This is a genomic window from Streptomyces sp. AM8-1-1 (assembly GCF_032229325.1).
Classification (GTDB): Bacteria; Actinomycetota; Actinomycetes; order Streptomycetales; family Streptomycetaceae; genus Streptomyces; species Streptomyces achmelvichensis.
Map to the genome: position 1 here is coordinate 534807 of NZ_CP135086.1, position 26213 is coordinate 561019.

27 protein-coding genes and 2 pseudogenes are annotated in these 26213 nt (G+C 70.1%); 18 read left to right on the forward strand and 11 right to left on the reverse strand.

The window, feature by feature from the left end; translation table 11 throughout:
• Positions 1-95 precede the first annotated feature (95 nt).
• Both RPQ07_RS02350 and RPQ07_RS02355 read right to left on the reverse strand, forming a co-directional pair.
• Positions 96-962, reverse strand: coding sequence for a GNAT family N-acetyltransferase (locus RPQ07_RS02350; protein ID WP_313942288.1), 867 nt, complete (start codon positions 960-962; stop codon positions 96-98).
• Between the two features lie 108 nt (positions 963-1070).
• Positions 1071-1481: a Fur family transcriptional regulator gene (locus RPQ07_RS02355; RefSeq protein WP_313942289.1), complete on the reverse strand. Its 411-nt coding sequence runs from the start codon at positions 1479-1481 to the stop codon at positions 1071-1073.
• A 617-nt stretch (positions 1482-2098) separates the two neighbouring features.
• Between RPQ07_RS02355 and katG the strand changes: the two genes are divergently transcribed.
• From katG to RPQ07_RS02385, 6 genes are all read left to right on the forward strand, one after another.
• On the forward strand, positions 2099-4315 hold the full coding sequence (gene katG, locus RPQ07_RS02360) for a catalase/peroxidase HPI (protein ID WP_313942290.1): 2217 nt from the start codon (positions 2099-2101) through the stop codon (positions 4313-4315).
• Positions 4316-4535: 220 nt separating this feature from the next.
• Positions 4536-5033 (forward strand): DUF2975 domain-containing protein, encoded by a 498-nt coding sequence (locus RPQ07_RS02365; protein WP_313942291.1) that lies wholly within the window; start codon positions 4536-4538, stop codon positions 5031-5033.
• Complete coding sequence (locus tag RPQ07_RS02370) at positions 5033-5254, forward strand: helix-turn-helix transcriptional regulator (RefSeq protein WP_313942292.1); 222 nt, start codon at positions 5033-5035, stop codon at positions 5252-5254. Before RPQ07_RS02365 ends, RPQ07_RS02370 begins: the two co-directional genes overlap by 1 nt.
• Positions 5255-5354: 100 nt before the next feature.
• Positions 5355-5813 carry an Rrf2 family transcriptional regulator gene (locus RPQ07_RS02375; RefSeq protein ID WP_313942293.1) on the forward strand — a complete coding sequence of 153 codons (459 nt, stop codon included), beginning with the start codon at positions 5355-5357 and terminating at the stop codon, positions 5811-5813.
• A gap of 177 nt (positions 5814-5990) precedes the next feature.
• Complete coding sequence (locus tag RPQ07_RS02380) at positions 5991-7241, forward strand: acyl-CoA dehydrogenase family protein (RefSeq protein WP_313942294.1); 1251 nt, start codon at positions 5991-5993, stop codon at positions 7239-7241.
• A 115-nt stretch (positions 7242-7356) separates the two neighbouring features.
• Complete coding sequence (locus RPQ07_RS02385) at positions 7357-7794, forward strand: glutaredoxin domain-containing protein (RefSeq protein ID WP_313942295.1); 438 nt, start codon at positions 7357-7359, stop codon at positions 7792-7794.
• Positions 7795-7846: 52 nt separating this feature from the next.
• On the opposite strand, the gene RPQ07_RS02390 is transcribed toward RPQ07_RS02385, so the two are convergent.
• From RPQ07_RS02390 to RPQ07_RS02400, 3 genes are all read right to left on the reverse strand, one after another.
• Positions 7847-8392, reverse strand: coding sequence for a helix-turn-helix domain-containing protein (locus RPQ07_RS02390; RefSeq protein ID WP_313948753.1), 546 nt, complete (start codon positions 8390-8392; stop codon positions 7847-7849).
• 65 nt (positions 8393-8457) lie between these two features.
• Positions 8458-8880: a nuclear transport factor 2 family protein gene (locus tag RPQ07_RS02395; protein ID WP_313942296.1), complete on the reverse strand. Its 423-nt coding sequence runs from the start codon at positions 8878-8880 to the stop codon at positions 8458-8460.
• Positions 8881-9075: 195 nt separating this feature from the next.
• Positions 9076-9915, reverse strand: a complete 840-nt coding sequence (locus tag RPQ07_RS02400) for an oxidoreductase (protein WP_313942297.1) — start codon at positions 9913-9915, stop codon at positions 9076-9078.
• Between the two features lie 101 nt (positions 9916-10016).
• Here RPQ07_RS02400 and RPQ07_RS02405 point away from each other — a divergent pair, with 101 nt between their 5' ends.
• The 9 genes and pseudogenes from RPQ07_RS02405 to RPQ07_RS02445 all read left to right on the forward strand — a co-directional run bounded on the left by RPQ07_RS02405 (position 10017) and on the right by RPQ07_RS02445 (position 17880).
• Complete coding sequence (locus RPQ07_RS02405) at positions 10017-10919, forward strand: LysR family transcriptional regulator (protein ID WP_313942298.1); 903 nt, start codon at positions 10017-10019, stop codon at positions 10917-10919.
• A gap of 135 nt (positions 10920-11054) precedes the next feature.
• The gene (locus tag RPQ07_RS02410; protein WP_313942299.1) at positions 11055-11441 is read left to right on the forward strand and encodes a hypothetical protein; all 387 of its coding nucleotides are present in this window, start codon (positions 11055-11057) and stop codon (positions 11439-11441) included.
• A gap of 295 nt (positions 11442-11736) precedes the next feature.
• Entirely contained in the window at positions 11737-13140 is a 1404-nt protein-coding gene (locus RPQ07_RS02415; RefSeq protein ID WP_313942300.1) for an amidase, read from the forward strand.
• A gap of 350 nt (positions 13141-13490) precedes the next feature.
• Positions 13491-14435: an NADP-dependent oxidoreductase gene (locus RPQ07_RS02420; protein WP_313942302.1), complete on the forward strand. Its 945-nt coding sequence runs from the start codon at positions 13491-13493 to the stop codon at positions 14433-14435.
• A gap of 108 nt (positions 14436-14543) precedes the next feature.
• Entirely contained in the window at positions 14544-15575 is a 1032-nt protein-coding gene (locus RPQ07_RS02425; RefSeq protein ID WP_313942303.1) for an aldo/keto reductase, read from the forward strand.
• Positions 15576-15642: 67 nt separating this feature from the next.
• On the forward strand, positions 15643-16578 hold the full coding sequence (locus RPQ07_RS02430; protein WP_313942304.1) for a DUF5996 family protein: 936 nt from the start codon (positions 15643-15645) through the stop codon (positions 16576-16578).
• Between the two features lie 60 nt (positions 16579-16638).
• Positions 16639-16836: pseudogene (locus RPQ07_RS02435) on the forward strand (helix-turn-helix domain-containing protein); the annotation flags it as partial.
• Between the two features lie 115 nt (positions 16837-16951).
• Positions 16952-17293, forward strand: coding sequence for a hypothetical protein (locus tag RPQ07_RS02440; protein WP_313942305.1), 342 nt, complete (start codon positions 16952-16954; stop codon positions 17291-17293).
• A 52-nt stretch (positions 17294-17345) separates the two neighbouring features.
• A pseudogene (locus RPQ07_RS02445) lies at positions 17346-17880 on the forward strand (GNAT family N-acetyltransferase).
• A 62-nt stretch (positions 17881-17942) separates the two neighbouring features.
• Here the strand turns inward: RPQ07_RS02445 and RPQ07_RS02450 are convergent.
• On the reverse strand, positions 17943-18551 hold the full coding sequence (locus RPQ07_RS02450; protein ID WP_313942306.1) for a GOLPH3/VPS74 family protein: 609 nt from the start codon (positions 18549-18551) through the stop codon (positions 17943-17945).
• 224 nt (positions 18552-18775) lie between these two features.
• On the opposite strand from RPQ07_RS02450, the gene RPQ07_RS02455 reads away from it, so the two are divergent.
• A complete protein-coding gene (locus RPQ07_RS02455; protein ID WP_313942307.1) occupies positions 18776-20038 on the forward strand; it encodes a serine hydrolase domain-containing protein in 1263 nt (420 codons plus the stop codon).
• 353 nt (positions 20039-20391) lie between these two features.
• A complete protein-coding gene (locus RPQ07_RS02460; protein WP_313942308.1) occupies positions 20392-20604 on the forward strand; it encodes a hypothetical protein in 213 nt (70 codons plus the stop codon).
• A gap of 93 nt (positions 20605-20697) precedes the next feature.
• On the opposite strand, the gene lexA is transcribed toward RPQ07_RS02460, so the two are convergent.
• From lexA to RPQ07_RS02485, 5 genes are all read right to left on the reverse strand, one after another.
• The gene (gene lexA, locus RPQ07_RS02465) at positions 20698-21387 is read right to left on the reverse strand and encodes a transcriptional repressor LexA (protein ID WP_313942309.1); all 690 of its coding nucleotides are present in this window, start codon (positions 21385-21387) and stop codon (positions 20698-20700) included.
• Positions 21388-21511: 124 nt separating this feature from the next.
• The gene (locus RPQ07_RS02470; protein WP_313942310.1) at positions 21512-21703 is read right to left on the reverse strand and encodes a hypothetical protein; all 192 of its coding nucleotides are present in this window, start codon (positions 21701-21703) and stop codon (positions 21512-21514) included.
• Between the two features lie 196 nt (positions 21704-21899).
• Positions 21900-22586, reverse strand: coding sequence for a DNA alkylation repair protein (locus tag RPQ07_RS02475; RefSeq protein ID WP_313942311.1), 687 nt, complete (start codon positions 22584-22586; stop codon positions 21900-21902).
• Between the two features lie 113 nt (positions 22587-22699).
• Complete coding sequence (locus RPQ07_RS02480; protein ID WP_313942312.1) at positions 22700-23881, reverse strand: MFS transporter; 1182 nt, start codon at positions 23879-23881, stop codon at positions 22700-22702.
• Positions 23882-24150: 269 nt separating this feature from the next.
• Entirely contained in the window at positions 24151-25326 is a 1176-nt protein-coding gene (locus RPQ07_RS02485; protein WP_313942313.1) for a Cmx/CmrA family chloramphenicol efflux MFS transporter, read from the reverse strand.
• Between the two features lie 325 nt (positions 25327-25651).
• Here RPQ07_RS02485 and RPQ07_RS02490 point away from each other — a divergent pair, with 325 nt between their 5' ends.
• Complete coding sequence (locus RPQ07_RS02490) at positions 25652-26170, forward strand: SRPBCC family protein (RefSeq protein ID WP_313942314.1); 519 nt, start codon at positions 25652-25654, stop codon at positions 26168-26170.
• Positions 26171-26213 lie beyond the last annotated feature (43 nt).

A 26213-nucleotide genomic window follows, 5' to 3' on the forward strand; every position in this document is an offset into this window, starting at 1 on the left:
AGTGGTGGCGAGCGCCTCCCTTCTGCATCAGGCGTATCGGCTTCATGCAGGCCAGAACGAGGTGAGTCCTGTTCCCGCGAGCCGTCGGGCAGAACCTAGGCGTCCCGGTATCGGTCCCGCACCTCGGGCCGTTGCCGGAAGCCGGCCCTCCTGTACGTGGCGACGGCGGCGGCATGGGAGCTCGGGGTGCAGACGAGCGCGCTCGACGAACCCAGTTCCTGGAGTGCGGCCGCCGCGGCGAGGGTGATCGCGTGGCCGTAGCCCTGGCGGCGGTGTTCCCGGTGCACGCCCATCGGTTCGAGCAATCCGGGCCTGCCGGGGCCGGCCGACCACACCGTCACCGCCGCCACGGCGTTGCCCCGCTCGTCGTAGGCGACCAGGCACCGGGCATCGGCGTACGGCAGTCCGGCCGCCATCGCGTGCCGGCGCTCCTCGGTGAACGTCGAGCCCTCGAAGGCTCCCCGGACCACGGCGGCAAACACGTGCGCCTGCTCAGGCCCGACCGCCTCGATCCGCACGCCAGGGTCCTTCACCGGCTCCGTGAGGTCGCGGCGCAACGGCGTCCACGGCTCGTCGGCCCTCCAGCCGCGCTCGCACAGGAGATCCTGGACCAAGGCACCCACCGGCGCCTCGACGTTCACCCTCCCCGCAGGCAGTACATCTCGCTCGGGCTCGGTCACGTCCTCGACCAAGCGCCGCGCCAATTCCTCGTCCCGCAGCGCGTCCGGCGCCATCGTCAGCCGCAACAGCTCAGGACCGTCCAGCAGCCCGACGGCGAGGATCCGTCCGTCCGTGGTCCACGTCCTGACCGCCGCCGCTGTCACTTCCGCGCCCCACCGCCAGAACCAGCCCAGGTCCCCCGGATGCAGCTGCATCGGAGCCCCCTCGGACTGCCACTCCCGCAGCACGTCCACGACGTCGCCCAGCCCGTCGGCTCCCGGCTTGCCCAACCTCATCGCCATGGACCCGAGCAGACACCAGCGCACCGACCGACCGCACCTGGTTTCCGAGCGGCGCGGTGCGGTTCAGGGGCTCGGCAGGATCCCGACGACGGCCCTAGGAGCTGTCCCTCAGGCGCAGGTCGGGCACAGTCCGCGGTAGGTGACCTCGACCTGGGACACGGTGAAGCCGAACCGTTCGTCCGCCGGGAGGTCGGCGAGCGGATTGCCCGTCGGGTGGACGTCGCGGACGGTGCCGCACTGCGAGCACACCAAGTGCTGGTGCGGGTGGTGGGCGTTCGGGTCGTAGCGCTTGGCGCGGCCGTCGGTGGAGACCTCTATGACCTCTCCGAGCAGGACCAGTTCGCCCAGGGCGTTGTAGACGGTGGCCCGGGAGATCTCGGGCAGCCGCTGCACGGCGAGAGCGTGCACCTCGTCTGCCGTGAGATGCACGTGGTCACCGGCCAGGACCTCCGCAACGACACGCCGCTGGGAGGTCATCCGCCAGCCACGCCCTCGTAGTCGCTCCAGCAGGTCACTCATATCGGTTCACCTATTCAGATGCGGCGGGATACCCGAAGGCTACCCGGCGGACGCCAGGGTTCCGATTGAATACGAGCTTGGCGCACTTGTTGACCTGGACTCTGTCCATCGTAGGATCGGTTCCGGCAATAGCCAAGGGACAGGACTGCTCCCGACTGTTCCCGCAGGACAGGAGAGAAGACGTGACGCGACCACCGCCGAGCGGTTGTGCCGGGCCGGCGCGCAGGTGACGGCCGCCCGCGTGGCGCTCCCCGAGACCGGCGGAACGGCGACCGTCCTCCCATCGAGACGACTCCCTCCGACCCCTCCGGGACGAGCGACCGCGTGAGCGGCATCACACCCCGGCCCCGTGCGAAGCCCTCCACGCGCCTGTCGCGGCGGGACGCACCCCGGCCGGCAGCGTGCGCCGAACCTGCCCGCGGGCCCGGTACGAGACCGCGCTTCGGGTCGTCGTCGGCAAGGGCCGAGCGGCCCGCGGGACGGTGAGACCGACCGCCTGCGGCGACCACGGCCTCTCGGCTCACGAGGTCCACGTGACCGACCGGGGCCTGTATCCCGACCGATCCATCCACTGCAGTTCCTGAGCACAGCGATCCGCCCCCTCCGGAAGGATTTCCATGTCCGAGAACCACGACGCAATCGTCACCGACGCGAAAACGGAGGGCACCGGCGGCGGCTGCCCGGTCGCACATGACCGCGCCGCGCACCCCACCCAGGGCGGTGGCAACCGCCAGTGGTGGCCGGAGCGGCTCAACCTGAAGATCCTTGCCAAGGACCCGGTCGTCGCCAACCCGCTCGGTGCGGAGTTCGACTACGCCGAGGCGTTCCAGGCTCTCGACCTCACGGCCGTGAAGCGTGACATCGCCGAGGTGCTCACCACCTCGCAGGACTGGTGGCCCGCCGACTTCGGCAACTACGGCCCGCTGATGGTCCGTATGGCCTGGCACAGCGCCGGCACCTACCGCATCAGCGACGGCCGCGGTGGTGGCGGCCGTGGCCAGCAGCGCTTCGCCCCCCTGAACAGCTGGCCGGACAACGGCAACCTGGACAAGGCCCGCCGTCTGCTGTGGCCGGTCAAGAAGAAGTACGGCCAGTCCATCTCCTGGGCCGACCTCATGATCCTCACGGGCAATGTCGCGCTGGAGACGATGGGCTTCGAGACCTTCGGCTTCGCCGGCGGCCGTGCCGACGTCTGGGAGGCCGACGAGGACGTGTACTGGGGTCCCGAGACCACCTGGCTCGACGACCAGCGCTACACCGGCGACCGTGAGCTGGAGAACCCGCTCGGCGCCGTCCAGATGGGCCTCATCTACGTCAACCCGGAGGGCCCGAACGGCAACCCGGACCCGATCGCGGCGGCCCGCGACATCCGTGAGACGTTCCGCCGCATGGCGATGAACGACGAGGAGACCGTCGCCCTCATCGCCGGTGGTCACACCTTCGGCAAGACCCACGGCGCCGGCCCGGCCGAGGCCGTCGGCAACGACCCCGAGGCCGCCTCCATGGAGGAGCAGGGCCTGGGCTGGAAGTCCACCCACGGCTCCGGCAAGGCCGGCGACGCCATCACCTCCGGTCTCGAGGTCACCTGGACCACCAAGCCGACCCAGTGGAGCAACGACTTCTTCGACATCCTCTTCGGCTACGAGTGGGAGCTGACCCAGTCCCCCGCCGGCGCCAACCAGTGGGTGGCCAAGGACTCCGAGGAGATCATCCCCGACGCGCACGACGCGTCGAAGAAGCGTCGGCCCACGATGCTCACCACCGACCTCTCGCTGCGCTTCGACCCGATCTACGAGCCGATCTCGCGCCGCTTCCACGAGAACCCGGCCGAGTTCGCGGACGCCTTCGCCCGCGCCTGGTACAAGCTGACCCACCGTGACCTGGGCCCGAAGTCCCTGTACCTCGGCCCGGAGGTCCCGGCGGAGACGATGCTGTGGCAGGACCCGCTGCCGCAGGCCGAGGGCGCGGCCATCGACGCCGCGGAAGCCGCGGCGCTCAAGGCCAAGCTCCTGGAGTCGGGGCTGACCGTCTCGCAGCTGGTCTCCACCGCGTGGGCGTCGGCCTCGACGTTCCGCGGCAGCGACAAGCGCGGCGGTGCCAACGGCGCCCGTATCCGTCTGCAGCCGCAGAACGGCTGGGAGGTCAACAACCCCGACCAGCTCGCGCAGGTCCTGCGCGTCCTGGAGGGCGTCCGGTCGGAGTTCAACTCCGGCGCCAAGAAGGTCTCCCTGGCCGACCTGATCGTCCTCGGCGGTGCCGCCGCGGTCGAGAAGGCCGCCAAGGACGCGGGCTTCGACGTGGAGGTCCCCTTCACGCCGGGCCGTGTGGATGCGACCGAGGAGCACACGGACACCGAGTCGTTCGCCGCGCTGGAGCCGTCCTCCGACGGGTTCCGCAACTACGTCGGCAAGGGCAACCGCCTGCCGGCCGAGTACCTGCTGCTCGACCGGGCCAACCTGCTCACCCTGAGCGCGCCGCAGATGACCGCCCTCGTCGGTGGTCTGCGCGTCCTGGGTGCCAACCAGGGGCAGTCCTCGCACGGCGTGTTCACGGACACCCCGGGCGTGCTGACCAACGACTTCTTCGTCAACCTGCTCGACCTGGGCACGACGTGGAAGTCGACCTCCGGCGACCAGACGACCTTCGAGGGCCGTGACGCCTCGGGCGCCGTCAAGTGGACCGGCACCCGTGCCGACCTCGTCTTCGGCTCGAACTCCGAGCTGCGCGCGCTCGCGGAGGTCTACGCGAGCGACGACGCGAAGGAGAAGTTCGTGAACGACTTCGTCGCGGCGTGGGCCAAGGTCATGGACCTGGACCGGTTCGACCTCGTCTGATCGAAGGCGTCCGGGTCGGCTCGTGCTCGTACGAGAGCGGGCCGGCCCAGGACGACGGGAGGGGCTCACAGCCGGCTTGGCTGTGAGCCCCTCCCGTCGTTCACACGAGCGCGCCCTCCCCGAGCGCCGCTCAGGCGGCAGGTGCCTGCAGCGGCCCACCACTTGCCCTGCCTATCGTTTCTCGATAGATTTCCATCGCTGCTCGATTGAAGGAGACGTGATGGGAAAGCTGACAGTCCTTGCGCTGCGGGCTGTACTCGTGGGCCTGCTCGCCGGTTCGGTGTTCGTCCAGGCCGTGATGGTGCCGCTGCTGGCCATCGACATGGAGAGCCTCGACGCGGACGTCGCGCACCTCCGTACCCCGTTCCTGGTGATCACTGTCCTGGGCATCGTGACGGTCCAGGTCGTCCTCGTCTGTGTGTGGCGGCTCGTGACGATGGTCCGACGCGGCACCGTCTTCTCCGACGCCGCCTTCCGGTACGTCCACATCGTGATCGGCGCGATCGTGGCGGCCGCTCTCCTGCTGTTCGCGCTCGGCGTCGTCCTGGCGCCGGGTGAGGCCGTCCCACCGGGCATCGTCCTCCTGCTGGGCGGGGGCGTCATGGCGGCCCTGGGGGTCGCCCTCATCGTGCTGGTGCTGCGGATGCTGCTCGCGCAGTCAGTGGCGCGTGACGTCGAGGCCGCGCGGATGCAGGCCGAGCTGGCAGAGGTGATCTGATGCCGATCGCCGTCGACATCGACGTCATGCTGGCCAGGCGGAAGATGTCCGTGGGCGAGCTCGCGGACCGCGTCGGCATCACGCCGGCCAACCTGGCAGTACTCAAGAACGGCCGCGCCAAGGCGGTGCGCTTCGCGACGCTCGCCGCGCTCTGCGAGGTGCTCGAGTGTCAGCCGGGCGACCTGCTGCGCTGGGAGTGCAAGGACACCGCAGACGTCTGACGCCCGGCATCGGCGGCCGGCTCGGCCGGCCGCCCGTGGCTGCGGCCCCGGAGCGGCGATGCCCGGCACCGGCCAGGCCGGTGCGGGATAATCTGGCCGCATGCGGATCTCAGCCAGGGCGGACTACGCGGTACGCGCCGCGCTGCAACTCGCCGCGTTCCGGGACGCCGGACCGCTGAAGGCGGAGGCCATCGCCGACGCCCAGAGCATTCCGCACAAGTTCCTCGAGGGCATCCTGAACGACATGCGCCGCGGCGGCCTCGTGGCCAGCCGGCGCGGCGGCGGTGGCGGCTATCGTCTGGCGCTGCCCGCAGAATCGATCAGCATCGCCGACGTGATCCGCGCCGTGGACGGGCCCCTCGTCTCGGTACGCGGCGTGCGGCCCCCGGAACTGTCCTACACCGGTCCCGCCGAGTCGCTGCTGCCGCTGTGGATCGCGCTCCGGGCGAACGTCCGCGAGATCCTCGAAGGCGTGACGCTGGCCGATGTCGCATCGGCCGAGCTGCCCACCAGGGTGTCCGCCCTCGCCGAGGACGCCGCCGCCTGGACGAACCCCTGACGGTCCGACCGCAGCTCCAACCGCTCACCACACGGATCGACTTGTCCACCATCTGAACGTCCTCTTGGGCCCGGGCACCACCTCTGCGAGTATCCCTACTAATCCAGTAGGAATACTAGGAATCAGGGGACCGCGGGAGAACGCCGATCCTGTTGCCCGGCCGGGGAAGGATGCGTAATGCCGAAGAAGTCCGCCGATGGGCAGTCGCTCCCACCGACCCCGGTGGAGGAGACTCCGTGGCCGCGCATCGTCCGGGAACTCGCGGACGATCTCGCCACCGACGCGATCGCACGCGAACGCGCGGGCAAGTCCCCCACCGACGAGGTCGAGCGACTGCGCGAAGCCGGTCTCCTGGATCTGCTCACCCCCACCCGCACGACAGGACAGGGCTCCGACTGGCGCACCGCCTGCGCCGTGGTCCGCGAGATAGCGGCGGCCGACAGTTCCATGGGCGAACTCCTCGCCCGCCACTACGCCCTGGCGTGGAGCACGCGCTTCTTCGGCTCCGCCGACACCGCAGGTCGTCATGAGCCGCGGGTCGCCGAGGAGCATGGGCTGCTGGGCGGCAGCATCGACATCCCGGCCGGCTCGCCCACCGACCTCATGCTCGCGCCGACGGGCACGGGGTACGTGCTGGGCGGCCGCAGGAGCTTTGCCGCGGGGGTCACCGTGGCCGACCGGCTGATCCTGGGCGCGACGTGTGCCAAGACGGGTGACTTACTGCTGGTGCTCGTGGACCCGGCGCATCCCGGCGTCCTGGTCGAGGCGGCGAGCGAGCGGGTCGGTCAGCGGCTGGCGGGCGCGGGCAGCGTCGACTTCGACAATGTGCCGGTGAGCAGCGCGGATCATGTGCTCTGCGCCCTTCCCCGCGACGAGCACACCACATCCCCCTTCAGCGCCCTCGCGCCGCTCGCCCTGCGGCTCCTGCTCGCTCATGTCGCGCTCGGGCTCACCGAGGGAGCTCTCACGGAGGCGCGGGACATCAGCCGTACGGCACCGCCCGTCCCGGCGGCCACCACGATGGGCGGTGCGTACGCCGAGCGGCCGAGCGACGATCCGTACCTCCTCCTTGCCTACGGAGAACTGGCGATCGGCGCCCACACCTCCGCCACGGTCGTCGAGCATGCGACGCAGGCACTGGCCGATGCGGTGGCGCTGGGGCCGGAGTTGAGCGTCGACCATCACGCGGACGTCGCCGTGCTCGTCTCCGCCGCCGAAGCCGTCACCGGCAGGACCGCCGTGCACACCACCACGCGGCTGCTGGAACTCACCGCCGACGCGGACGACTTGGACGGCGGCACGGGCCTCGACCGGTTCTGGCGCAACGCGCGGGTACTGACGGCGCAGACGCCCTCCTCCCACCGACTGCGCGACATCGGCGACCATTTCCTCAACGGCGCTCGCCCTCCCTTCACGGTGCGTGTCTGACGCGCTGCGACGACCGCTCCGGTGTCGTCCCGTCCCGGCCGGCGAACAGTGCTGGGCGGGGCCACTCCGGACGCGGCGAGGGGGGATCATGGGACAGCCCTTAGGCTCTGCTGTCATGACGCGCGCCTGGATTTCGCCACTGCTGTTCGTGCTCTGCGGCTCAGTCGTGGCGACCGGGCTGCTCCTCGGAGGGAGCCCCGTCACCGCCGTAGCGCTCCTCCTGCTGTTCGTGCTGCTCGCAGCGACGAACTCCCCGCTGATCTTCCCGAGGTCCATCGGTGCGCTGGAGGCACAGCGCCGCAGCACGGTCGACGGCCGGCCGACCGTCTTCTGGCGGCCGGGCTGCCCGTACTGCTTGCGCATGCGCATTCGGCTCGGCCGGCGCGCCCGCCAGGTGCACTGGGTCGACATCTGGCGCGATCCGGCCGGCGCGGCAGCGGTGCGAGCGGTCAATGACGGCAATGAGACCGTACCGACGGTCTTCGTGGCCGGCCGGCCGCACGTCAACCCCGACCCCGCCTGGGTGCGCGACCAGCTCGACGCCTCCGCCTGACGGGGAGCGGGGCAGCCCGACGCCGCGACGTCACCCTCACCGTCCCGGAGTTTCAGCCCTGTCCCGAACGTGCCTCGTCGACCGGGTGCGTCCCGGCGCTCGCCCGCGACCGGATTCCGCGCGCCACTTCTGCCGGCACCAGGCGTACGTCGTCGATGTCGAGGACGTGCCCGTCCTCGTCGAGCATCGCGACCTGGACGTTGCCACCGCCGCGTTCCTGGATGTACGTGGCCGGGACGCCGGGAGCGGGACGGTTCTCCTCGCCCCACTGCTGCAAGGCGGCCAGGACGACCTTGAGCTCCTGGCCGCGACGGGTCAGCCGGTACGCGTGGCGGATGCGCGATCCGGTCTCCTGGTAGGACTCGCGCTCGAAGATTCCCGCGTCCACCAGGGTGGACAGGCGCGCGCTCAGCACGTCCGTCGGGATGCCCAGCTCCTTGCGGAAGTCGGAGAACCGGGTGGTGCCGCGCAGCGCGTTGCGGACGATCAGGAAGGCCCACTTCTGGCCCAGGATGTCCAGGCTGCGCTGGATGGAACACACCTCGCCGCGCGCGCCCGGCTCATCCGCGTCCGCTGCCGTCGTCGTGTCCACGTGCATCGCCACGTATCCGAATCCTGTCCGTGCGCCGGGCGCGAGTGCGCCGTGTGCGAGCTGCGGCGAGACTACGCCGCACCGTTCGTGAGCTGCTGGTAGACCTCGAACGCGTTGCGCTCGACGCGGTTCCACAGCAGCTTTCCGTCTTCGCGCACCGCCCACACCGCCGTGCCGGTCATCTCGATCGGCGCCCCGTCGGGGGTGGTTCGAAGGGCCCCGTTGTTGTTGCCGGTCAGGCGCCACATGGAGGCCACGCGTGAACCGTCGTGGTTCGCGAACGACTCGACGACCTCGAACTCCAGATTGTCGATGACCGTACCGAAGCTCCGTGCCCACTCTTTGAAGGCGGCCCGGGACTCGACGCGCCTGCCGCCGGTGATGAGGACGAAGTCCTCGACCACAAGATCATCGATCGCGTCGTAGTTCTGCGGGGACTGCCAGACGTGCGCAAAGAAGTTGTGCACGTCGTCCACGGCGGAGGGGTTCGTCATGCCGGTCGGTCCTTTCGCGATCCCGGGCCGGGGGTGGGCCGGGAGGAGCCGCTGCCCCGGGAGCCCCTCGTCGGCCACGCCCCAGGGCGGAGGGCCGACGCGTCCCGGAAGCTGGGTTGGGAAAACAAACGTAACACTTCTGGCTTGGAAATCTGGACCCTGGCCGGTCCCGACCGCATCTGTGCTGCTCAGGGGTCAGGACACCGCAGTCGAGCGACTGAGGGCCTCCCATGCGGTGACGTCGGCCAGCAGCGACTCGTCGTGCTCGCGCAGCGCGTCGACCGCGTCCCCGCCGAGTACGAGGCGAAGCGGCGGGTTCTCGGCCTCCAGGACCTCGAGGATGGCCGCGGCGCCCTTGACCGGATCGTTGGGTTCAGTGCCCACGATGCCCGTGACCAGCTGCCGGAGCCCGCCCGAGGTCGCCTCGTAGCCCGGGATCTCGGGGGTGAACTGCAGGCTGCTGCTCATCCGGGTACGGAACATGCCCGGCTCCACCAGCAGTACCCGGATTCCCAAGGGAGCCAGCTCGGTCGAGAGCGACTCGCTGAGCCCTTCGAGCGCGTGCTTCGTCGCGTGGTAGCCGCCCATGCCGGGAAAGGTGATCCGGCCGCCGAGGGAGCTCATCTGCACGATCGTCCCGGAACCCTGCTCCCGCATCAGGGGGACGACCGCCTTCGTGAGTTCCGCGGCACCGAAGAAGTTGACCTCCATCATCGCGCGCAGCTGCTCCATCGAGGTCTCCTCCACAGCCCCGATCACGCTGTATCCGGCGTTGTTGACCAGGACGTCGATGCGGCCGAACACAGCGAGCGTCGCGTCCACCGCGGCCTGGACCGAGGCGGGATCCGTGACGTCCAGCGCTGCCGTGCTGATCCGCTCGCCCCCGGTCTCCGCCAGATCGGCGAGGGTCTCCGGGCGGCGCGCCGTGGCCATGACCCGGTCTCCGGCGGCCAGCGCCGCGAGCGCGATCTCCCGGCCGAACCCGGCCGAGCATCCCGTGATCAACCAGACGCGGTCCTGCCTGCTCATCGTCATCAGCCATGCCCTTCAACGTGGTGTCTGTCGAGGTCAATGGTTGTTCCGAGGCGCGAGGAGCGTCCAACACCGGCTGCCTGTCGTCGCTGTAGGCTCTGCCTGTGACCCCTGATCTTCGGCAGCTGAGGTACTTCGTCGCCGTCGCCGAGGAGTCCAGCTACACACGCGCCGCCGAGCGACTCATGATCAGCCAGCAGTCGCTGTCCCAGCAGATCAGCCTCTTGGAGCGCATGCTGGCGGTGAGACTCTTCGACCGCGACAGCCGTGGCACCAGCCTGACCGCCGTCGGGGCGTTGTTCCTCCCGGAGGCCCGTGCGGTACTCGACCGGGCCGACGAGGCGATGGACGTCGTGGCGCGAGCCGCACGCGGCGAGCTCGGCAGCCTCCGACTCGCCTTCCTCGCCACCACGACCAACTATCTGCTTCCCCCGGTGGTCCGGGCCGTGGGACGACGGCTGCCGGGACTCGACGTGGCGACGGAGGAGACGACGATCGCCCCTCTGGTCGAGGGTCTGCGCAAAGGGCGCTACGACGTCGCGTTCACACGGCCTCCGCTGGTGGAGGGCCTCGAGACCAGAACGCTGGTCAGCGAGCCGGTGTGCGCCGTGCTTCCCGAGGGCCACCCGCTCGCACAGCGCGCGGAGCTGAGCCTCGGTGAGCTGGCGGGCGAGCACTGGGTGTTGACCCCGCGCAGCTCGTGGGAACCCTGGCACCGGGCATTCGACGAATCCTTCCGCGCGGCCGGATTCACTCCCGATGTGGTGCGGCGCGACGCGAGCGTGCAGAGCCTGCTCGGACTGGTGGCGGCCGGTGTCGGGGTGACGCGGCTGGCCCGGTCGGCGAGCAATCTGCGCCGGACCGGTGTGGTGTTCGTACCCCTGACGGGGGAGTCCGTCCCCACCGAGATGGTGTGGCTGTCCGGCAACGACTCCCCCGCCTTGCACAGACTGCTCGATGTGGTCACCGAGATGGCCGCGGCCACGGACTTCACCCGGTCCGGGTGACAAGCCCTCGCGTGACGCCGCAAGCAGAGCGAACGTCCCCTCACCGGCGGCCAACACCCGGCGCACCGACCGCTCTTGCCCGCCCGGTACGGTGAAGTGGATCAATTCAGCATGAACACTTCACAAGGAGTTTCGGTGAGGAAGATCTACGGGGCCCGTGCCGCCGTCGCCGCGGTCGGTGCGATCACGCTTGTCGCCGCGGCGTCGGGGACGGCCGCCGCGGCCGACACCACACTGCGGTTGTCCCGCGGCGGTCACACCATCGGCACGATGACCCACCTCGACCCCGACCCGGACACGTTCCGCGTCTGCGACACGCGTGCGGACGGTCACGGGGTCACCGGCAAGCTGTACGTCTACCTGGCGGGCTGGCAGCTCAAGGAGACGAAGCAGGACGGCGGTGACTCCGGCTGCGGCTACTTCGACTACAACGTCATTCCCTACGGCGCGAAGTACCTCCTGAAGCTGTGCTGGAACGGGCCCGGCGAGGTCTGTTCGCAGAAGGAGTTCACCGAGGACTGACCTGGCGACTGTCCGCCGCGCCCCCGGACTCCCATGGGCCGGAGCGGTCGGTGCGGCTCGTTGCCGCAACCGGCTCCGCAGCCAGGACGTGGGCCGGCGAGCAGGTCACCGGTCTCCGGACAGGTGCTTCGTCGGACAGGTGCTTCGTGGCGGTTCGGTGCGCTCACCGCGTTCGCCGAACCGCGACGGCCGCACACAGCGGCTCGCGTCCGGGGTGACCGCCCGGCTCGGCTGCCGCAAGGGAGCGCAGTTTCTGCCCTTCTCCCCCGCCCCCGAACGGATGTAGTTTCCCGCCATGACTGACGATCTTGCCTATGCGGGTGTCGCCGGACAGGCGAAGGCCGTCCGCGCCGGGGACGTGTCGGCTCGTGAACTCACCGAGCTGCACCTCGCCCGTATCGAACGGCACAACGGCAGCCTCACGGCGTTCACCGTGGTGATGGCCGAGGAGGCCCTCGCCGAGGCCGACCGCCGGGACGGGACCCCGCAGGCCGACCGTGGCCCGCTGCACGGGGTACCGGTCGCGATCAAGGAGGAGAACGACGTCGAGGGCCAGGTGACGACGTTCGGAACTGCGGCCAACAGCCGGCCGGCGGCGGCCGACAGCGAGGTGGTGCGCAGGCTGCGCGCAGCCGGGGCCGTGGTCATCGGCAAGACGAACATGCCCGAGTTCGGCCTCTTCCCGTTCACCGAGTCGTCGGCGCACGGCGCCACGCTCAACCCCTGGGCACCCGGGCATTCGCCGGGCGGTTCCAGCGGTGGCTCTGCCGCGGCCGTCGCGGCCGGCCTGGTCCCGGCCGCCATCGGTGGCGACGGCGGCGGCTCGATCCGGATCCCGTCCGCCAGCTGCGGCCTGTTCGGGCTGAAGCCCTCACGCGGCCGTGTCAGCACCTCACCGCATCCCCACCTCTGGTGGGGTCTGGGCGTGCTCGGCCCCCTGACGCGCTCCGTGCTGGACTCCGCACTCGTCCACGACGCGATCCGCGGCTCGCTGCCCGGCGACATGTTCCGCGCCGCCGACCCGGCCACCTCGTTCGCCGCCGCCGTCACCGAACCCCGGCAGCTGCGGATCGGCTGGTCGACCAAGTCGGCCTCCGTCGGTGTACGGCCGGCGGCGGAGGTCGTCCGGGCAGTCGAGGAAACCGCCACGCTGCTGGCGGAGTTGGGCCACCACGTCGAGGAGGTCGACCCGCGCTACCCGGACCCGACGGCCGCGTTCGTACCGCAGTGGTTCGCCGGTCTGCGGACCGAGGCCTTCGCGATGGACGACTACGGCCGGCTGGAGCGGCGGACGCGTGAGACGGTCCGCCTCGGCAGCTGGGTCCGTCCGCGCGTCACTCGATGGGCGCTCGAACAGGGCGAGCGCACCGCCGCCAAGGCGAACAGAGTCTTCGAGCGGATCGATGTGCTGCTCACCCCGACGATGGCGGGTCTGCCGCCCGCGACCGGGCGACTGCGCGGCACGGGCACGGTGCGGGCCGCGCTGCGGGCGATGCCGATGATCGCTTACTGCGCGCTGTGGAACGTCACCGGCAACCCCGCGGCCTCGGTACCGGCCGGCTTCTCCGCCGACGGCCTGCCACTCGCGGTGCAGCTGGTCGGCCGTCGGGACGACGAGCCGACGCTGCTGTCGCTCTCCGCGCAACTGGAGACGGCTCGCCCCTGGGCCGGTCGGACACCGCCCGGTTTCCCCGCCTGAGGGCTTGGGCCGGTCGGACACCGCCCGGTTTCCCCGCCTGAGGGCTGATGAACGGGGGGCCTCCAGCATGGCGGGCCTCCTCCCGCCCTCCCTCTGTCCCGGCCTTCGTCCGGTGCTGCCTTCCGGTGCTGACTTCCGGTGCTCCCGTCCGGACGAGCGTCGGCACTCACCACAGCGGAACGCCAATGGCCAGGAGTGGATGGACGACGCCCGTTCGGCCCCTCCCACGGTCACGCTCCTCGCTCGAGCCCGGGCGGCCGCGTAGAAGAGACAAGGGCCCTCACACCGGGTGCCCCGGAGCCGCCGCGTACGCCGAGGTCGCTCCTCACGCCACGTCAGGGAGCAACCCGATGCGAGCCCTTGTCGCGCCCGACTACGTTCCGCTGGACCAGGTCGCCGTCACCGAGCACCCCACTCCCACGCCCGGACCGGACCAGGTCCTGGTCAAGGTCGAGGCCGCCGCGCTCAATCCGCTCGACCTGATGCTCATCACCGGCGCGGCGAAGGAGAGCTACCCGGCAGACCATCCGCTGGTGGTCGGCATGGACGCCGCGGGGACCGTCGTCGAGGTCGGCGAGAACGTCACTCGCTACTCTGCGGGCGATCCTGTGCTCGTCTTCACCGGGGGCGGTGCGGGCGCCGTCGCGGAGTACACGGTGGCGTCGTCCGGGCCGTTGCTCGCCCGGCGTCCCGCCGGTCTCGACAGTCAGCACGCGGCGGCGATCCCCGAATCCGGTCTGACCGCGGTGAATCTGCTGCGGGCCGTACGGCCGACGGCCGACGGCCGACGAGAGTGTGCTGGTGATCGGGGCGACCGGCGGTATCGGCATGTTCGCCGTGCAGCTCGTCCACGCGATCGGATCCCGCGTGATCGCCACGTCGACCGCGGAGGACGCGGAGTATCTGCGTGGCCTCGGTGCGACGACACCGTCGACTACCGGCGGACGGATGTGGTGGAGGAGGTGCTGCGTCTGGTGCCCGGCGGTGTCGACGTCGTCATCGACCTGGTGAACTCGGGTGACGGGCTGGCGGGTACGGCACGCGCTGCCCGCCCGGGCGGCCGGCTGGTGTCCCCGCTGTACGGACCCGCCGACCTCGGTCGTGACGTCGAGTCCGTCTACATCGGCTCGTTCCAGGCGCAGCCCGGGGAGCTCGACGATCTCGCCGCACGCGCGGCGGACGGACGGCTCCAGGTGGAGATCGGCGCCCGCTACCCCTTCGCGAACGCCGCGCAGGCAGTCAACGACTTCGCCACCCAGCACATTCGGGGCAAGGTCGTCGTCACCTTCCCCTGACCCGCTCCCCCTTCCCGCTCCCAGGGGGCGCGCCCCGGCTGCCACGGGCACAGCACGACATCCGCCATCGCGGTGGCACTCCCGCATTCGAGACAAGGAACAGCTCTGATGAAGCGCAGGATTCTCGGCGGCACAGGCATCTCGGTGAGCGAATACGCCCTCGGCGCCATGATGTTCGGCGCCTGGGGCAACCGGGACCACGACGAATCGGTGCGGATCATCCACCGCGCCCTGGACGCCGGGATCAATTTCGTCGACACCGCCGATGTCTACAGCCAGGGCGAGTCGGAGGAGATCGTCGGCAAGGCGCTCAAGGGGCGCCGGGACTCCGTCGTGCTGGCCACCAAGGGCCACAGTTCGATGGGCGAGGACCCCAACAGCAGCGGGAACTCACGGCGTTGGCTCACCCGGGCCGTCGAGAACAGCCTGCGGCGGCTGAACACCGACTGGATCGACCTCTATCAGGTCCATCGGCCCGACCCGCACACGGACATCGACGAGACCCTGTCCGTCCTGTCCGATCTCGTCCGGGCGGGCAAGGTCCGCGCCATCGGCCACTCGACGTTTCCGGCGGAACAGATCGTCGAGGCCCAGTGGACGGCCGAACGGCGGGGTCATGTGCGTTTCCGGACCGAGCAGCCGCCGTACTCGATCCTCGCCCGGGGCGTCGAAGGATCAGTGCTGCCGACGGCCCAGCGCTACGGGATGGGCGTGCTGACCTGGGGTCCGCTCAGCGCGGGCTGGCTCTCCGGAAAGTACGGCAAGGCGTCGGACGTCGACCTCTCGGCGGGAAGCGGGCGCGCGGCGATGGAGCAGAACAAGTTCGACCCGTCGCGCCCGGGCAACGCGGCAAAACTGCAGGCCGTGACCGAGCTGACGGAGGTGGCCGACCAGGCGGACCTTCAGCTGCGGCACATGGCCATCGCGTTCGTCCGCTCACACCCGGCCGTCACCTCCGTCATCATCGGCCCGCGGACGCCCGCGCACCTGGAGGACCTGCTGAAGGGTGCCGACGTGGAGATCGGCGCGGACGTACTGGACCGGATCGACGAGATCGTGCCTCCGGGAACGGACCTGAACCGGGACGACTCGTACTACACACCGCCGGCGCTCTCCGACAAGGCGCTGCGGCGCCGCTGACGTACAGCACACCCATCGACCGACCGAGCCGTGCAGCGGCACAGCACAACGAGCGTAGGGGCACACCGTGGACCTGTTTCCCGCACTTCCACTGTCGGAGTGGAAAGACTCCAAAGAGACACTGCACCGGTTCACCCAGATCGTCGGCAAGATCCGCTTGGCCGGCAGCGTACGGCGGAACCACTGGTGGAATGTTCCGTTCCATCTGACGGGGCGAGGCATCACGACCCGCCCCATGGGCGGGGCCTACGGCACGTCGGTCTTCACGATCGACTTCGACTTCGTCGACCACCGGTTGACGGCGCACTCGCTCGACGGCCTGACCGCTTCGTTCCCGCTCGCCGGGCGGTCCGTGGCGTCGTTCTATCGCGAGACGCTCGACGCCCTTCGCGCGGTGGGCGCGGCGGCGACCATCGCGCACCCCTACCCCTTCGACCTCCCCGACGCCCGCCGAGCGTTCGCCGACGACACGGAGCACACCGCGTACGACCCGTACTGGGTCAACCGCTACTGGCAGGTGCTCAGTCAGGTCAATCTGGTGCTGGAGGAGTTCTCCGCCGGGTTCTCCGGGAAAGTCAGCCCGGTGCACCACTTCTGGCACACCTTCGACATCGCGGTCACCCGGTTCTCCGACCGTGTCATCGACCAGCCGGCGAGTGTCGACCCGGTGACCCGCGAGGCGTACTCGCGGGAAGTCATCAGCTCGGGCTTCTGGTTCGGCGACGACTCCTACCCCCAGCCGGCCTTCTATTCGTACGCGGCGCCCGAGCCCGGCGGGCTCGGCGAGCGTCCTCTTCGTCCGGAGACCGCGCGGTGGCTGGAACGCGGCGGCAGTCATCTGGCCACGCTGGACTACGAGGACGTCCGCAACAGCGCGAACCCGCGGGACACCGTTCTCGACTTCTTCGAGTGCGTCTACCGGTCCGCGGCCGACCTCGCCGACTGGGACATCGACCGCCGTGCCTGCCCCGGAGGTGTCACCGATCCCGTGATCCGCTCCTGAGGCCTTGCCCGTCCTGGGCGGCCGAGAGGCGATGGGGGGCGGCGGAGAATGTCGGCGGCCGGATCCGGGTCACTCACCCCGCAACAGCGGGAGATCGCCGAGCTCGCCGCCGCGGGCCTCACCAACAAGCAGATCGGCGAACGGCTCTTCCTCTCCCCGCGAACCGTCTCCACCCACCTGTACCAGCTCTTCCCCAAGCTGGGCGTGACCTCCCGCGCAGCGCTGCGTGACGCACTGGCGGACCTGCCACCCGACTGACCGGTGGCGGTGTCCTGACGCCGCATCGTGATCGGGGCGATATCGCGCCGGGCTGGTGCCACGGACCCGCCGGTGTGATCGTTGCCGGCACTCTCCACCGATTCCGAGGTGCGCCATGTCCGGTTTGCCCTTCGTCGCCCCCGTGATGCTGCTGGCGTCCACGCTCTGGGCGATACTGCCGCTCCTCTGTCCCCGGCGGCGACGGGCGGGCATCATCATCGCCGTCTCGCATCTCATCGCCGCAGCGGTGATCACCCGACCCTGGACCGAGGGCTGGTACTGGCACGACGGGGCATGGCTGATCCTCGTCTTCGGGCAGGGCACGCTCATTGCGCTGGGACGGCTGGTCTTCGAACTCAGCCCTCTCGGCGTCCGTCGCCCGCGCGCGATGCCCCGGCCCCCTGGCCGCGACGAGCACGCGTTCCTGGAGGCGCTGGAGCAGCGGTCAACGCCGTGACGGACCGCTAATCGGCTTGCTGACGCCGATCCCGGTCGGATAGGAAGCTCGCATGCTGAGCGGTGGCAAAGTCGGGCTCAGGGCCCGGCACGAGGACGACATCCCGGTCCTGCGGGCCGAGCTCTACGACGACGTGGTCAACGCCTCACGGGCCGACGGCAGGCCGTGGCGGCCGATCACGCCGGACTCGAAGGACTCGCGGCTCGTCGTGGACGACACGGAGGAGGGACATGTCCCGTTCTCCGTGGTCGAGTTGGACGGCGGCGCGCTCGTCGGCACCGCGACGCTGTGGGGCATCGACAACCACAACCGGTCGGCGCACATCGGGTTGGGGCTGCTGCCGTCCTCCCGCGGCAAGGGTTACGGCACGGACCGTGGTCGCGGTGCTGTGCCACTACGGGTTCGTCGTGCGCGGCCTGCACCGACTGCAGATCGAGACGCTGTCGGACAACACCGCGATGCTGCGCTCCGCCGAGCGCAACGGCTTCGTCCGCGAGGGCGTGCTGCGCTCGTCGGCCTGGGTGATGGGCGAGTTCCTCGACGAGGTGCTGCTGGGGCTCCTCGCGCAGGACTGGAAGCCGGCATGACGGGCTGACGTGCGGTCCGGCGGCCAAGGACGCCGGCGGAGCCGGCGTGGCCGGAGACGGCGTCACTCCAGGCCGCGCCAGACGTTGTCGAAGGCCGCCTCTTCGATGTTCCTCCGTTGCCGTACGGCCTGGAGTTCCACCAGTGCGTCGTTGACCCCGGCGAGCACTGTCGCCACGGAGTCGTCCGCGACCTCTGGATGATCACTGCCCTGCTCGCCACGCACGCCAATGGATTCCGCGAGGGTTGCGAGGACCGGTTCACGGGAGTTCCAGCGCTCCATCGCCTCGGTGCGGGCGGGGGATTCGGCCACGACCGGCGGGCCGCCCCGGAAGGGATGACTGCGGCTGCGTGGCCGGGTCACCAGTCCGTCCTCCTCGAGCGCGGCCGTATAGGCAACGGCGAGGCCCTTGCCTCTGCGCCACAGCCAGTCGCCGACCGACTCGTACGGCCTCTCCCGGACAAGCGAGTCGGCGGCCTCGGCCAGGAGACGATCGGCCGGTGCAGGCTCGGTGCCGGGAACGATCCGATCGTCGTCCAGCCCGATGGCCTGGGCATCCAGAAGGTCGATCAGCTCGGCTCCGGCGAGCGCGAGGGACAGGTCGCCCGATTCCACGGGTCCGCTGGTGGCGCTGTCCATGGCGACGATCAGCAGCGTTCTCGGGGTGGTCATGGAGGGCCTCACGTCCCGTGCGTCGTCGGTGATGCCTCCTCCGAGCTTACGGAGCACGCTCGGCACCCGCATCCGTGCTGTGCCGGGCATACCGTCACCACACGACCGCTGAGGACGCCCTACCCCATCCACCCGCGGCCCGCGAGTCGGCGCCGCCGCGCGGGACTCCAGGGACGGCTCTAGCCTGAACGTGACTGTCGCCATCGGATGGCAGGAGGCTCGCCGTGGTGATTTCACCGAAGAGTTGGCGCAAGGCGTGCGTAGCTGTGGCCGTGGGGGCGGCGCTGGTCATACCGGTAACGGCCGGAGGCGCGTACGGAGCGCCCACTCCGGACCCCTCCGGTTCGGTATCACCCTCCCCGAGCTCCACCTCCCCGGGCTCCACCTTCCCGAACCTCGACGCGTCCATCTCCGCGCGCCTGGACACCGCCATCCAGCAGGTGATGCGCGAAGCGGCGATACCTGGTGTGACGGTGGCCGTGTCGGCGCCCGACAAGGGGACCTACCTGCGGACCTTCGGTGTCGCGGACAAGAGCACCGGCGCACCGATGGACGCCGACATGAACATGCGCATCGGCAGCGAGACCAAGACATTCACGGTGACCGCCCTGCTGCAACTGGTCGACCAGGGCAAGGCCGGGCTGGACGACACCATCGACAAGTACATCGACGGGGTCCCCAACGGCAACCGGATCACCCTGCGCCAACTGGCGGGCATGCGCAGCGGGTTGTTCAGCTACACAATGGACGACGGCTTCGTCAAAGCGTTCCTCACCGATCCCCGCCAGCCCTTCACCCCGCAGCAGTTGCTGGACTACGCCTTCAAGCACCCCGTGAACTTCCAGCCGGGCGCTCAGTTCGAGTACAGCAACACCAACCTGATCCTGCTGGGTCTCGTCGTGGAGAAGCAGGGCGGAATGCCGCTTCAGGACTTCATCTCGAAGAACATCACGCGGCCGACCAAGCTGCGCAACACGTTCCTCGCGACCGACGCCACCTTCCCGAACCCGCACGCCCAGGGCTACACGAACCAGACTCTCAGCGGCAAGGTCGAGAACTCCACGGACTGGGACCCCTCGTGGGGCTGGGCCGCGGGAGCGGCGATCTCCAACCTCCAGGACCTGCGTTCGTGGGCGCGGATCCTCGCCACCGGCACCCTGCTCAAGCCCGCGACCCAGGCCCAACGCCTCGACACGGCCCCGACGAACATCCCCGGCGCCTCCTACGGCCTCGGCATCTTCAACGTGCAGAGCTGGATCGGCCACAACGGCTCCCTGCCCGGGTACGAGTCCCTGACCATGTATCTGCCCGAGGCCGAGGCCACGCTGGTGGTACTGCTCAACACGGACATCCTGCACAACGAGCAGGAGCCGAGCACCCTGCTCGGTCAGGCGATCACCCGCATCGTGACTCCGGACCACGTGTACAACCTCCCGGTGGTGCCGACCCGGCCGACGCCGAGCGCGACGCCCTCCCCCACCCCCTGACGAGGTAGCCGGTGGGTCCGCGGTGGCCCGGACGAGCCGGCCGCATCACGGAAGCACGACGCCGACGGCTGTCTCCGACTCGTCGCTGCCGCCCGCATCGGCGCGGAGGAGACGAGCCGGTTGCTCCGCGAGTCGGTCCAGGGCGCGAGAGCCGCCGGGCGAGCTGGGACGCGGTGGGAAACCTGGGCGTGAGCCGGCAGGCCCGTAAAGCAGCGCCTTACCGGCAAGGGGCGCGCCCGGATGCGCTGCTCAGCGGCGGCAAACGCCGACAAAGTCGGTTACTACGAGTGCATGACACTCACATATCCGCATATGCTTGCCACTTGGCCTGCCCGTCCTTCTCAGGAGGTGTCGTGCCACGCAACACGAAATTCTGCTACACCTGCGACTCCGACGAACCGCACCGTCCTCTGACCGGCCCGGAGAAGCTCTGGCTCAAGGAGCGCACGAGCCTGAGGAACGTCGGAGGGTTCTTCATGTGCACGGCACCGAACTGCCGGAACGTGCGCGCCGGCTTCAACAAGCGCCCCTTCGACCCCGTCATCCGCATTCCGCTGCCCGACTGACGAACTCACGCCCCTGCATGTTCCGCTACGGCGCACCCTCGTCGCCCTCGTCGACGAACCGCGGCCTACTGCGCCCGATCGTGCTCGGGGGCCTCAGAAGCGCCGCATGAGTGCCACAACCTTGCCGAGGATCCGTGCCTGGTCGCCGCGCAGCGGCTGGTAGGCCGGGTTCGCCGGCATCAGCCAGACTTCGCCCGCTTCGCGGTGGAGGCGTTTCACGGTCGCTTCGCCGTCGAGGAGGGCCGCCACCGTGTCACCGTGGTCGGCTGTCTGCTGGCGGCGGACGGTGACGATGTCGCCGTCGCGGATCGCCGCGTCGATCATGCTGTCGCCGACCACGGTCAGCGCGAACAGCTCGCCCTCGCCGACCAGTTGCCTCGGCAGGGTCAGGACGTCTTCGACGGATTCGTCGGCGAGGATCGGGGGTCCGGCCGCGATACGTCCCAGAAGCGGCACATCGGCCGTGTGCCCCTGCGTACGGGTCGGGGCGGGCGCCTGGCCGGAGTCGGAGGTGAGGCGTCTGCGGACCCGGTAGGCGCGGGGGCGATGCGGGTCACGTTCGACGAAGCCCTTGCGTTCCAGCGTCATCAGCTGATGCGCGACCGACGAGGTCGACTTGAGGTCCACCGCTTCGCCGATCTCACGCATCGACGGCGGGTATCCCTTGCGGGCCACGGTCTGCTCGATGAAGTTCACCACGGCGGCCTGCCTGCTCGTCAAACCGTCCGCGTCCGTCTGCCCGCCCGGCGGGCGCCCCCGGCGCGCTGGTTCGTCTGCATGCATGTGTCCCACCCCTGCCCTTGATCTTTACGCAGGGACAGTATCCCGCCAAGTGACGCAAAGGGAACAGGAGGGATCTTCGCCGGACGGTGAACGCGGTCGAGTGGCGCAGTCCGGCTGCCCGCCGTCAGTGGTGGTCGTCCTCGGCGACGGGCCCCGCGGCCGGGACGAACAGGCTCAGCCGGTAGGTCGTCGGGTGAGCCGACCGCCCGCAGAGTGTGTCCATGCGGATCGCTGTCCAGTCGATCTGCTCACCGTCTGCTCGCAAGCGCCGAACCCGCGCACGCCATTCCGACGCGTCCTGAGTCTCGAACAGCACGTCCCAGCGTCCTGCCTCAGGGGCGAAGCGGTCAGCGTCCCGCCGGGCCCTGTCCTGCTGCTGTCGCTTCCGCTTCCTCTGCCCCGGCACGGGCCCAGCATCGCCGTAGCGCCCCGCACCCGGCAAGCCCGTGGAGCGGCGTGAGGCCCCTTATGGCCGCTGGTGTCCGCTGCGGCCGGCCGAGGCCATGGGCAACCTACTTGGCGTCCTGGCGGCGCACCATCTCGGAGATCCAGATCGGCGCGAACGGAGACGTACAGCCCGGCGACGTCGGGTAGTCCTTGAGCACCTCCAGGCGCTCCCCGATGGCGAGGGCGCGGGTGCGGTGCTCCGCGTGCTCGATGCCGATCTGCGCCAGGCAGTGGTTCATCGCCCACTGGAGACGATCCGGGGCGTCCTTCATCTCCGCCTCGATGACGTTGAGCAGTCCCACGAGATCGAGACCTTCGGGCTTCTTCGCGACGCGTTCGGTGGTCAGCGCCCAGCCGGCGCTCGCGACCACCGGGTCCGGATCGGCTGACCACGCCTGACGCAGCCCTTCGGAGTGCGGGTTCTTCTTGACCACGTAGTTCACGAGCCAGTCGTGCACCTTGGGCGCGCGCGCCTCGCGCAGCATCGCGTCCAATGCGTCACGCTCGAACGCCTTCGGTCGGCAGATCAGGAGCGCCAGCAGTCTCGCCGCGGTGTCACCCGTCTCCCAGAGCCGGCAGGCGAGTTCCTGCTGCGTCTTCAGACGCTTCGCGACCGCGCGCAGCTTGCTGAGGTTCACGCCGTGATCGTCACCGTGCCGCTCGTTCACCGCGCGTGCTTTCGGGTCCTCGAGGGTGGCCAGCTCGGCCATCACCTCGGCCACCGTCGTCTCGGTCGACGTCGTCACGGCCATCTCAGCCTCCAGTCCCAGAACGTGCGAGGTGCAGCCTACGACGGAGGTGGGCCCCCTGTCGTACACCGCGGTCCGGCGGCCGCCATGGGCGCGAAGTCTGCCTCGGGTACGCGTCAGTGCGGGTCGGAGGCTCGGCCCGGGTGCGGGATCCGGGGCGCGGGGCGGCGGCTTTCGGCCAGGGCGCTGACCGCGGTGATGAGGAGGGTGACCATGACACCGCCGAGAATCGCGACCGAGGCGTTCGCCAGGTCCGACACCACGGCGGAGAGGGACGCGGCGAGGCTGTACCCCACGCCCCCGACCGCGTACATCACCGAGTACGCGGCAGCGTGAGCGTGCTGAGGAAGGCGTTCCCGGAGGCTGAGCGTGCGCGCGATCATGACACCGGCCTGGAGGACGCCCGTCAGCAGAAGGCCGGCGGCGATGCCCGTCACACCGGGCAGAACGGTGACCAGAGCGAGGCACCCTGCGGTGCCGACGAGGAACACGAGGCTCTGGGTCCGTACCGAGCCGGGCCAGGTCCGCAGGCCGTAGCAGAACGCGCCCGCAGCGCCGGCCAGTGCGAAGCCGGCGAGCAGCGGCCCCGCCCACCCCACCGCGATGTGCCGCTCCTCGAGGAGGGCCGGGAGCACCAGTTCGGCGGTGGCCAGCATCGCCATGGAGGCCGCGCTGGTGAGGTAGACGGGCCAGCCGGTGAGCAGGGTCGCCGTCATCGGCCTGCTCGACGGTCCGGCTGATTCGGGCTCCTCGGGTTCCGGGAGCCGGAGCAGCAGGACCGACGCGGTGGTGGCGAGCAGTGCGACCACCATCAGCGGAGCTCCGGGGTGGACCTGGAGAGCCAGCAGGACCACCAGGCCGGGCGCCGCGGCCCAGACGATCTGCGTCAGCATGGCCTCGGCACTCAGCGCGCGCGGCACCGCGTTGTCGGCCACCAGACGGGTCAGCATCGCCCTGATTCCTCCGGGGCAGGCTGCCGGAGCCACGCCGGCCACGAAGGCGAGGCCGATCAGCACGGAGGGCGGGGCGGAGACCGCGAGCGGCAGCGCACCGAAGGCGAGCGCACCCGCTATCAGCCCGAACGACAGGTGCCACCGCATACGGCCCCGGCCCGGCCGAGTCCCGAGCAGAGGCGCTCCGGCCACCTCCCCCAGGACGTACACGGAGGCCAGGATCGCGCCGAAGGCGTAGCCGTACGGGCTCTGCCGGGTCAGGAACACCAGGGCCAGTGGCGCCATGGCCACCGGAGTCTTGCTCGTCAGCGCGACCAGGCCCCACAGCAGTGGCTCACGAGACATCAGGTCCCGGTAGCGGGTTCCGGATGCGGACAACTCCACCGACCTTTCGCACATCCGGCGTGGGCTCGCCGTGACGCCTTCGCCCTACCCGCTCCCAGGAAGCAACTCACCACGCAGCCGGACCTGTTGACGAATCCGGCGGAGAACGCCTCACCGATGGTGTGCGGCGGCACCCGTGTTGGGGAAGCGGACCGCAGCGGCTTGCCGCAGCCCGATGCAGCCTCGGCCGTGATCCGGGTGACGGCCGAGGAATGTGACGGCGCGATCCGTCATGTCGTGTCCGGCTGTCGAGGAGCCGCGATCACCTCACGCACGGGTACGGCGACAAGAAGGGCGAGCGCGACGAGCAGTCCGCTTGCCCACAGCGGCCCCAGCTCCCTGACCGTGGTGCCGAGGGTGGCCGCGGCGATCAGCGGTCCGAGCGCGGCGCCGACGTTGAGCGCCGCCGTCGCGTAGGAGCCGGCCATGGTGGGAGCTCCTGACGCCTCGTAGAGGACCCGCGTGATCAGCGTGCTGCCCAGCGCGAACGACAGAGCGCCCTGCACGAAGACGAGGGCGAGCAGGGCGACCGGCTCCTCTGCCAGTACGGCCAGGGCGGGCCAGCCGATGAGCAGCAGCGGGCCGCCGGCTGCGACGACCAGGCCGGGACGCTCGTCGGACAGCCGGCCGGCGGCCGTGACACCGGCCAGGGATCCGACGCCGAAGAGCATCAGGACGACCGGGACCCACAGCGCGCCCAGTCCGGTGGTGTCGGTGACGACGGGCGCGAGAAAGGTGAAGCCTCCGAAGGTTGCCGCGTTCACCAGCGCACCGAGCCCCATGACCAGGATCAGTCGCGGACGTCTGAGCTGCGCGAGTTCCGATCGCAGGGCGGGACCGGCCGGTTCGTCCTGCCGCGCGGCGCGAACCCGGATTCCCTTGAGGATGCCGATGGCCGCGGGCACACAGAGAACGGCGACGGCCCAGAAGGTGGCCCGCCACCCGAGTAGCGTGCCGAGTACGGATCCCCCGGGGACGCCGGCGATGGTGGCCAGCGTCGTGCCCGACAGCAGCACAGCGAGCGCCCTTCCCCTCTTGTGGGGAGGGACCAGCGCGCCGGCCGTCGTCAGCGCGACCGCGAGGAACCCGGCGTTGGCGAGCGCTGCGACCACCCGGGTCGCGACCAGTACGGCAATGCTGGACGTGGAAGCGCCCACGACGTGGGCTGCCAGGAAGGTGAGGACGAACCCGAGAAGGCTGGACCGGACGGGCCAGGTGCGAGCGAGCGCGGCCATGAGCGGGGCACCGACGATCATTCCGACCGCGAAGGCCGAGGTGAGCAGGGCCGCCGTCCCCACGGTCACGTCGAGGTCCGAGGCGATGTCCGGCAGGAGACCGGCGAGCATGAATTCTGAGGTGCCCATGGCGAACACAGCCATGGCAAGGAGATACAGCGGGAGAGGCATCGAGTGGCTCCGAGGTGAGGAGAAGCACGAGAGGGGACGTCTCGTCACCGCGGTCAGCACCCAGGGGTGCACTCACACCAGCACAAGGGGCGGGTGGGGACCTGTGAACTCAGTGGTTCAGGGGGCTGACGGCGTGACCGAAAGCCCCCACCGTGGATGCCTCAGGGCTCGACATGGCCCGCACGCTACCGAACCCGCGCCGGACACGGCACCCGATTTTCTTGCCGCGCCCCGCCGGGGCCGACCGTCACGCTCCGCGACTGAAATGGCGGCCTGGCGCTAAGGCGGTGACACTGAGTGCATCAGTGCCTGAGACAGGTGAGCCATGACTACCGTTGAAGAAACGATCGACGTCGGCGTGCCGGTTCGTACCGCCTACAACCAGTGGACCCAGTTCAAGAGCTTCCCGCGGTTCATGTCCACGGTGAAGAGCGTCGAACAGGTCCGGCCCACCGTCACCCGCTGGGTCGTCGGGCTCGGTCCGCTGCGGCACGAGTTCGACGCGGAGATCGTGGAGCAACTGCCGGACTCCCACATGGCGTGGCAGAGCCTGGGTCGGGGCCTCAGCCATCGGGGTGAGGTGTCGTTCCACGCCACAACACCGGGCCGCACCACGGTCGTCGTACGTATCCATGCGGAGCCGCAGAAGGCCGCGCGCCTGCACGCCCGCGCCACCGGATTCACGAGGCGTGTGCTGCGATCCGAACTCGGTCATTTCAAGGAGTTCATCGAGGGTCTGGGCCAGGAGGGCGGGGCCTGGCGGGGAGTCATCCGTAACGGACGCGTCGAACCCATGGAACCGGAGCCGCCCCGAAGCCGGGTTCCGCACTGGCCTGTCGGCTGATCCGTCCGCCGGCCGATCCGTCTGCTGGAGAGCGAGAGAGCGA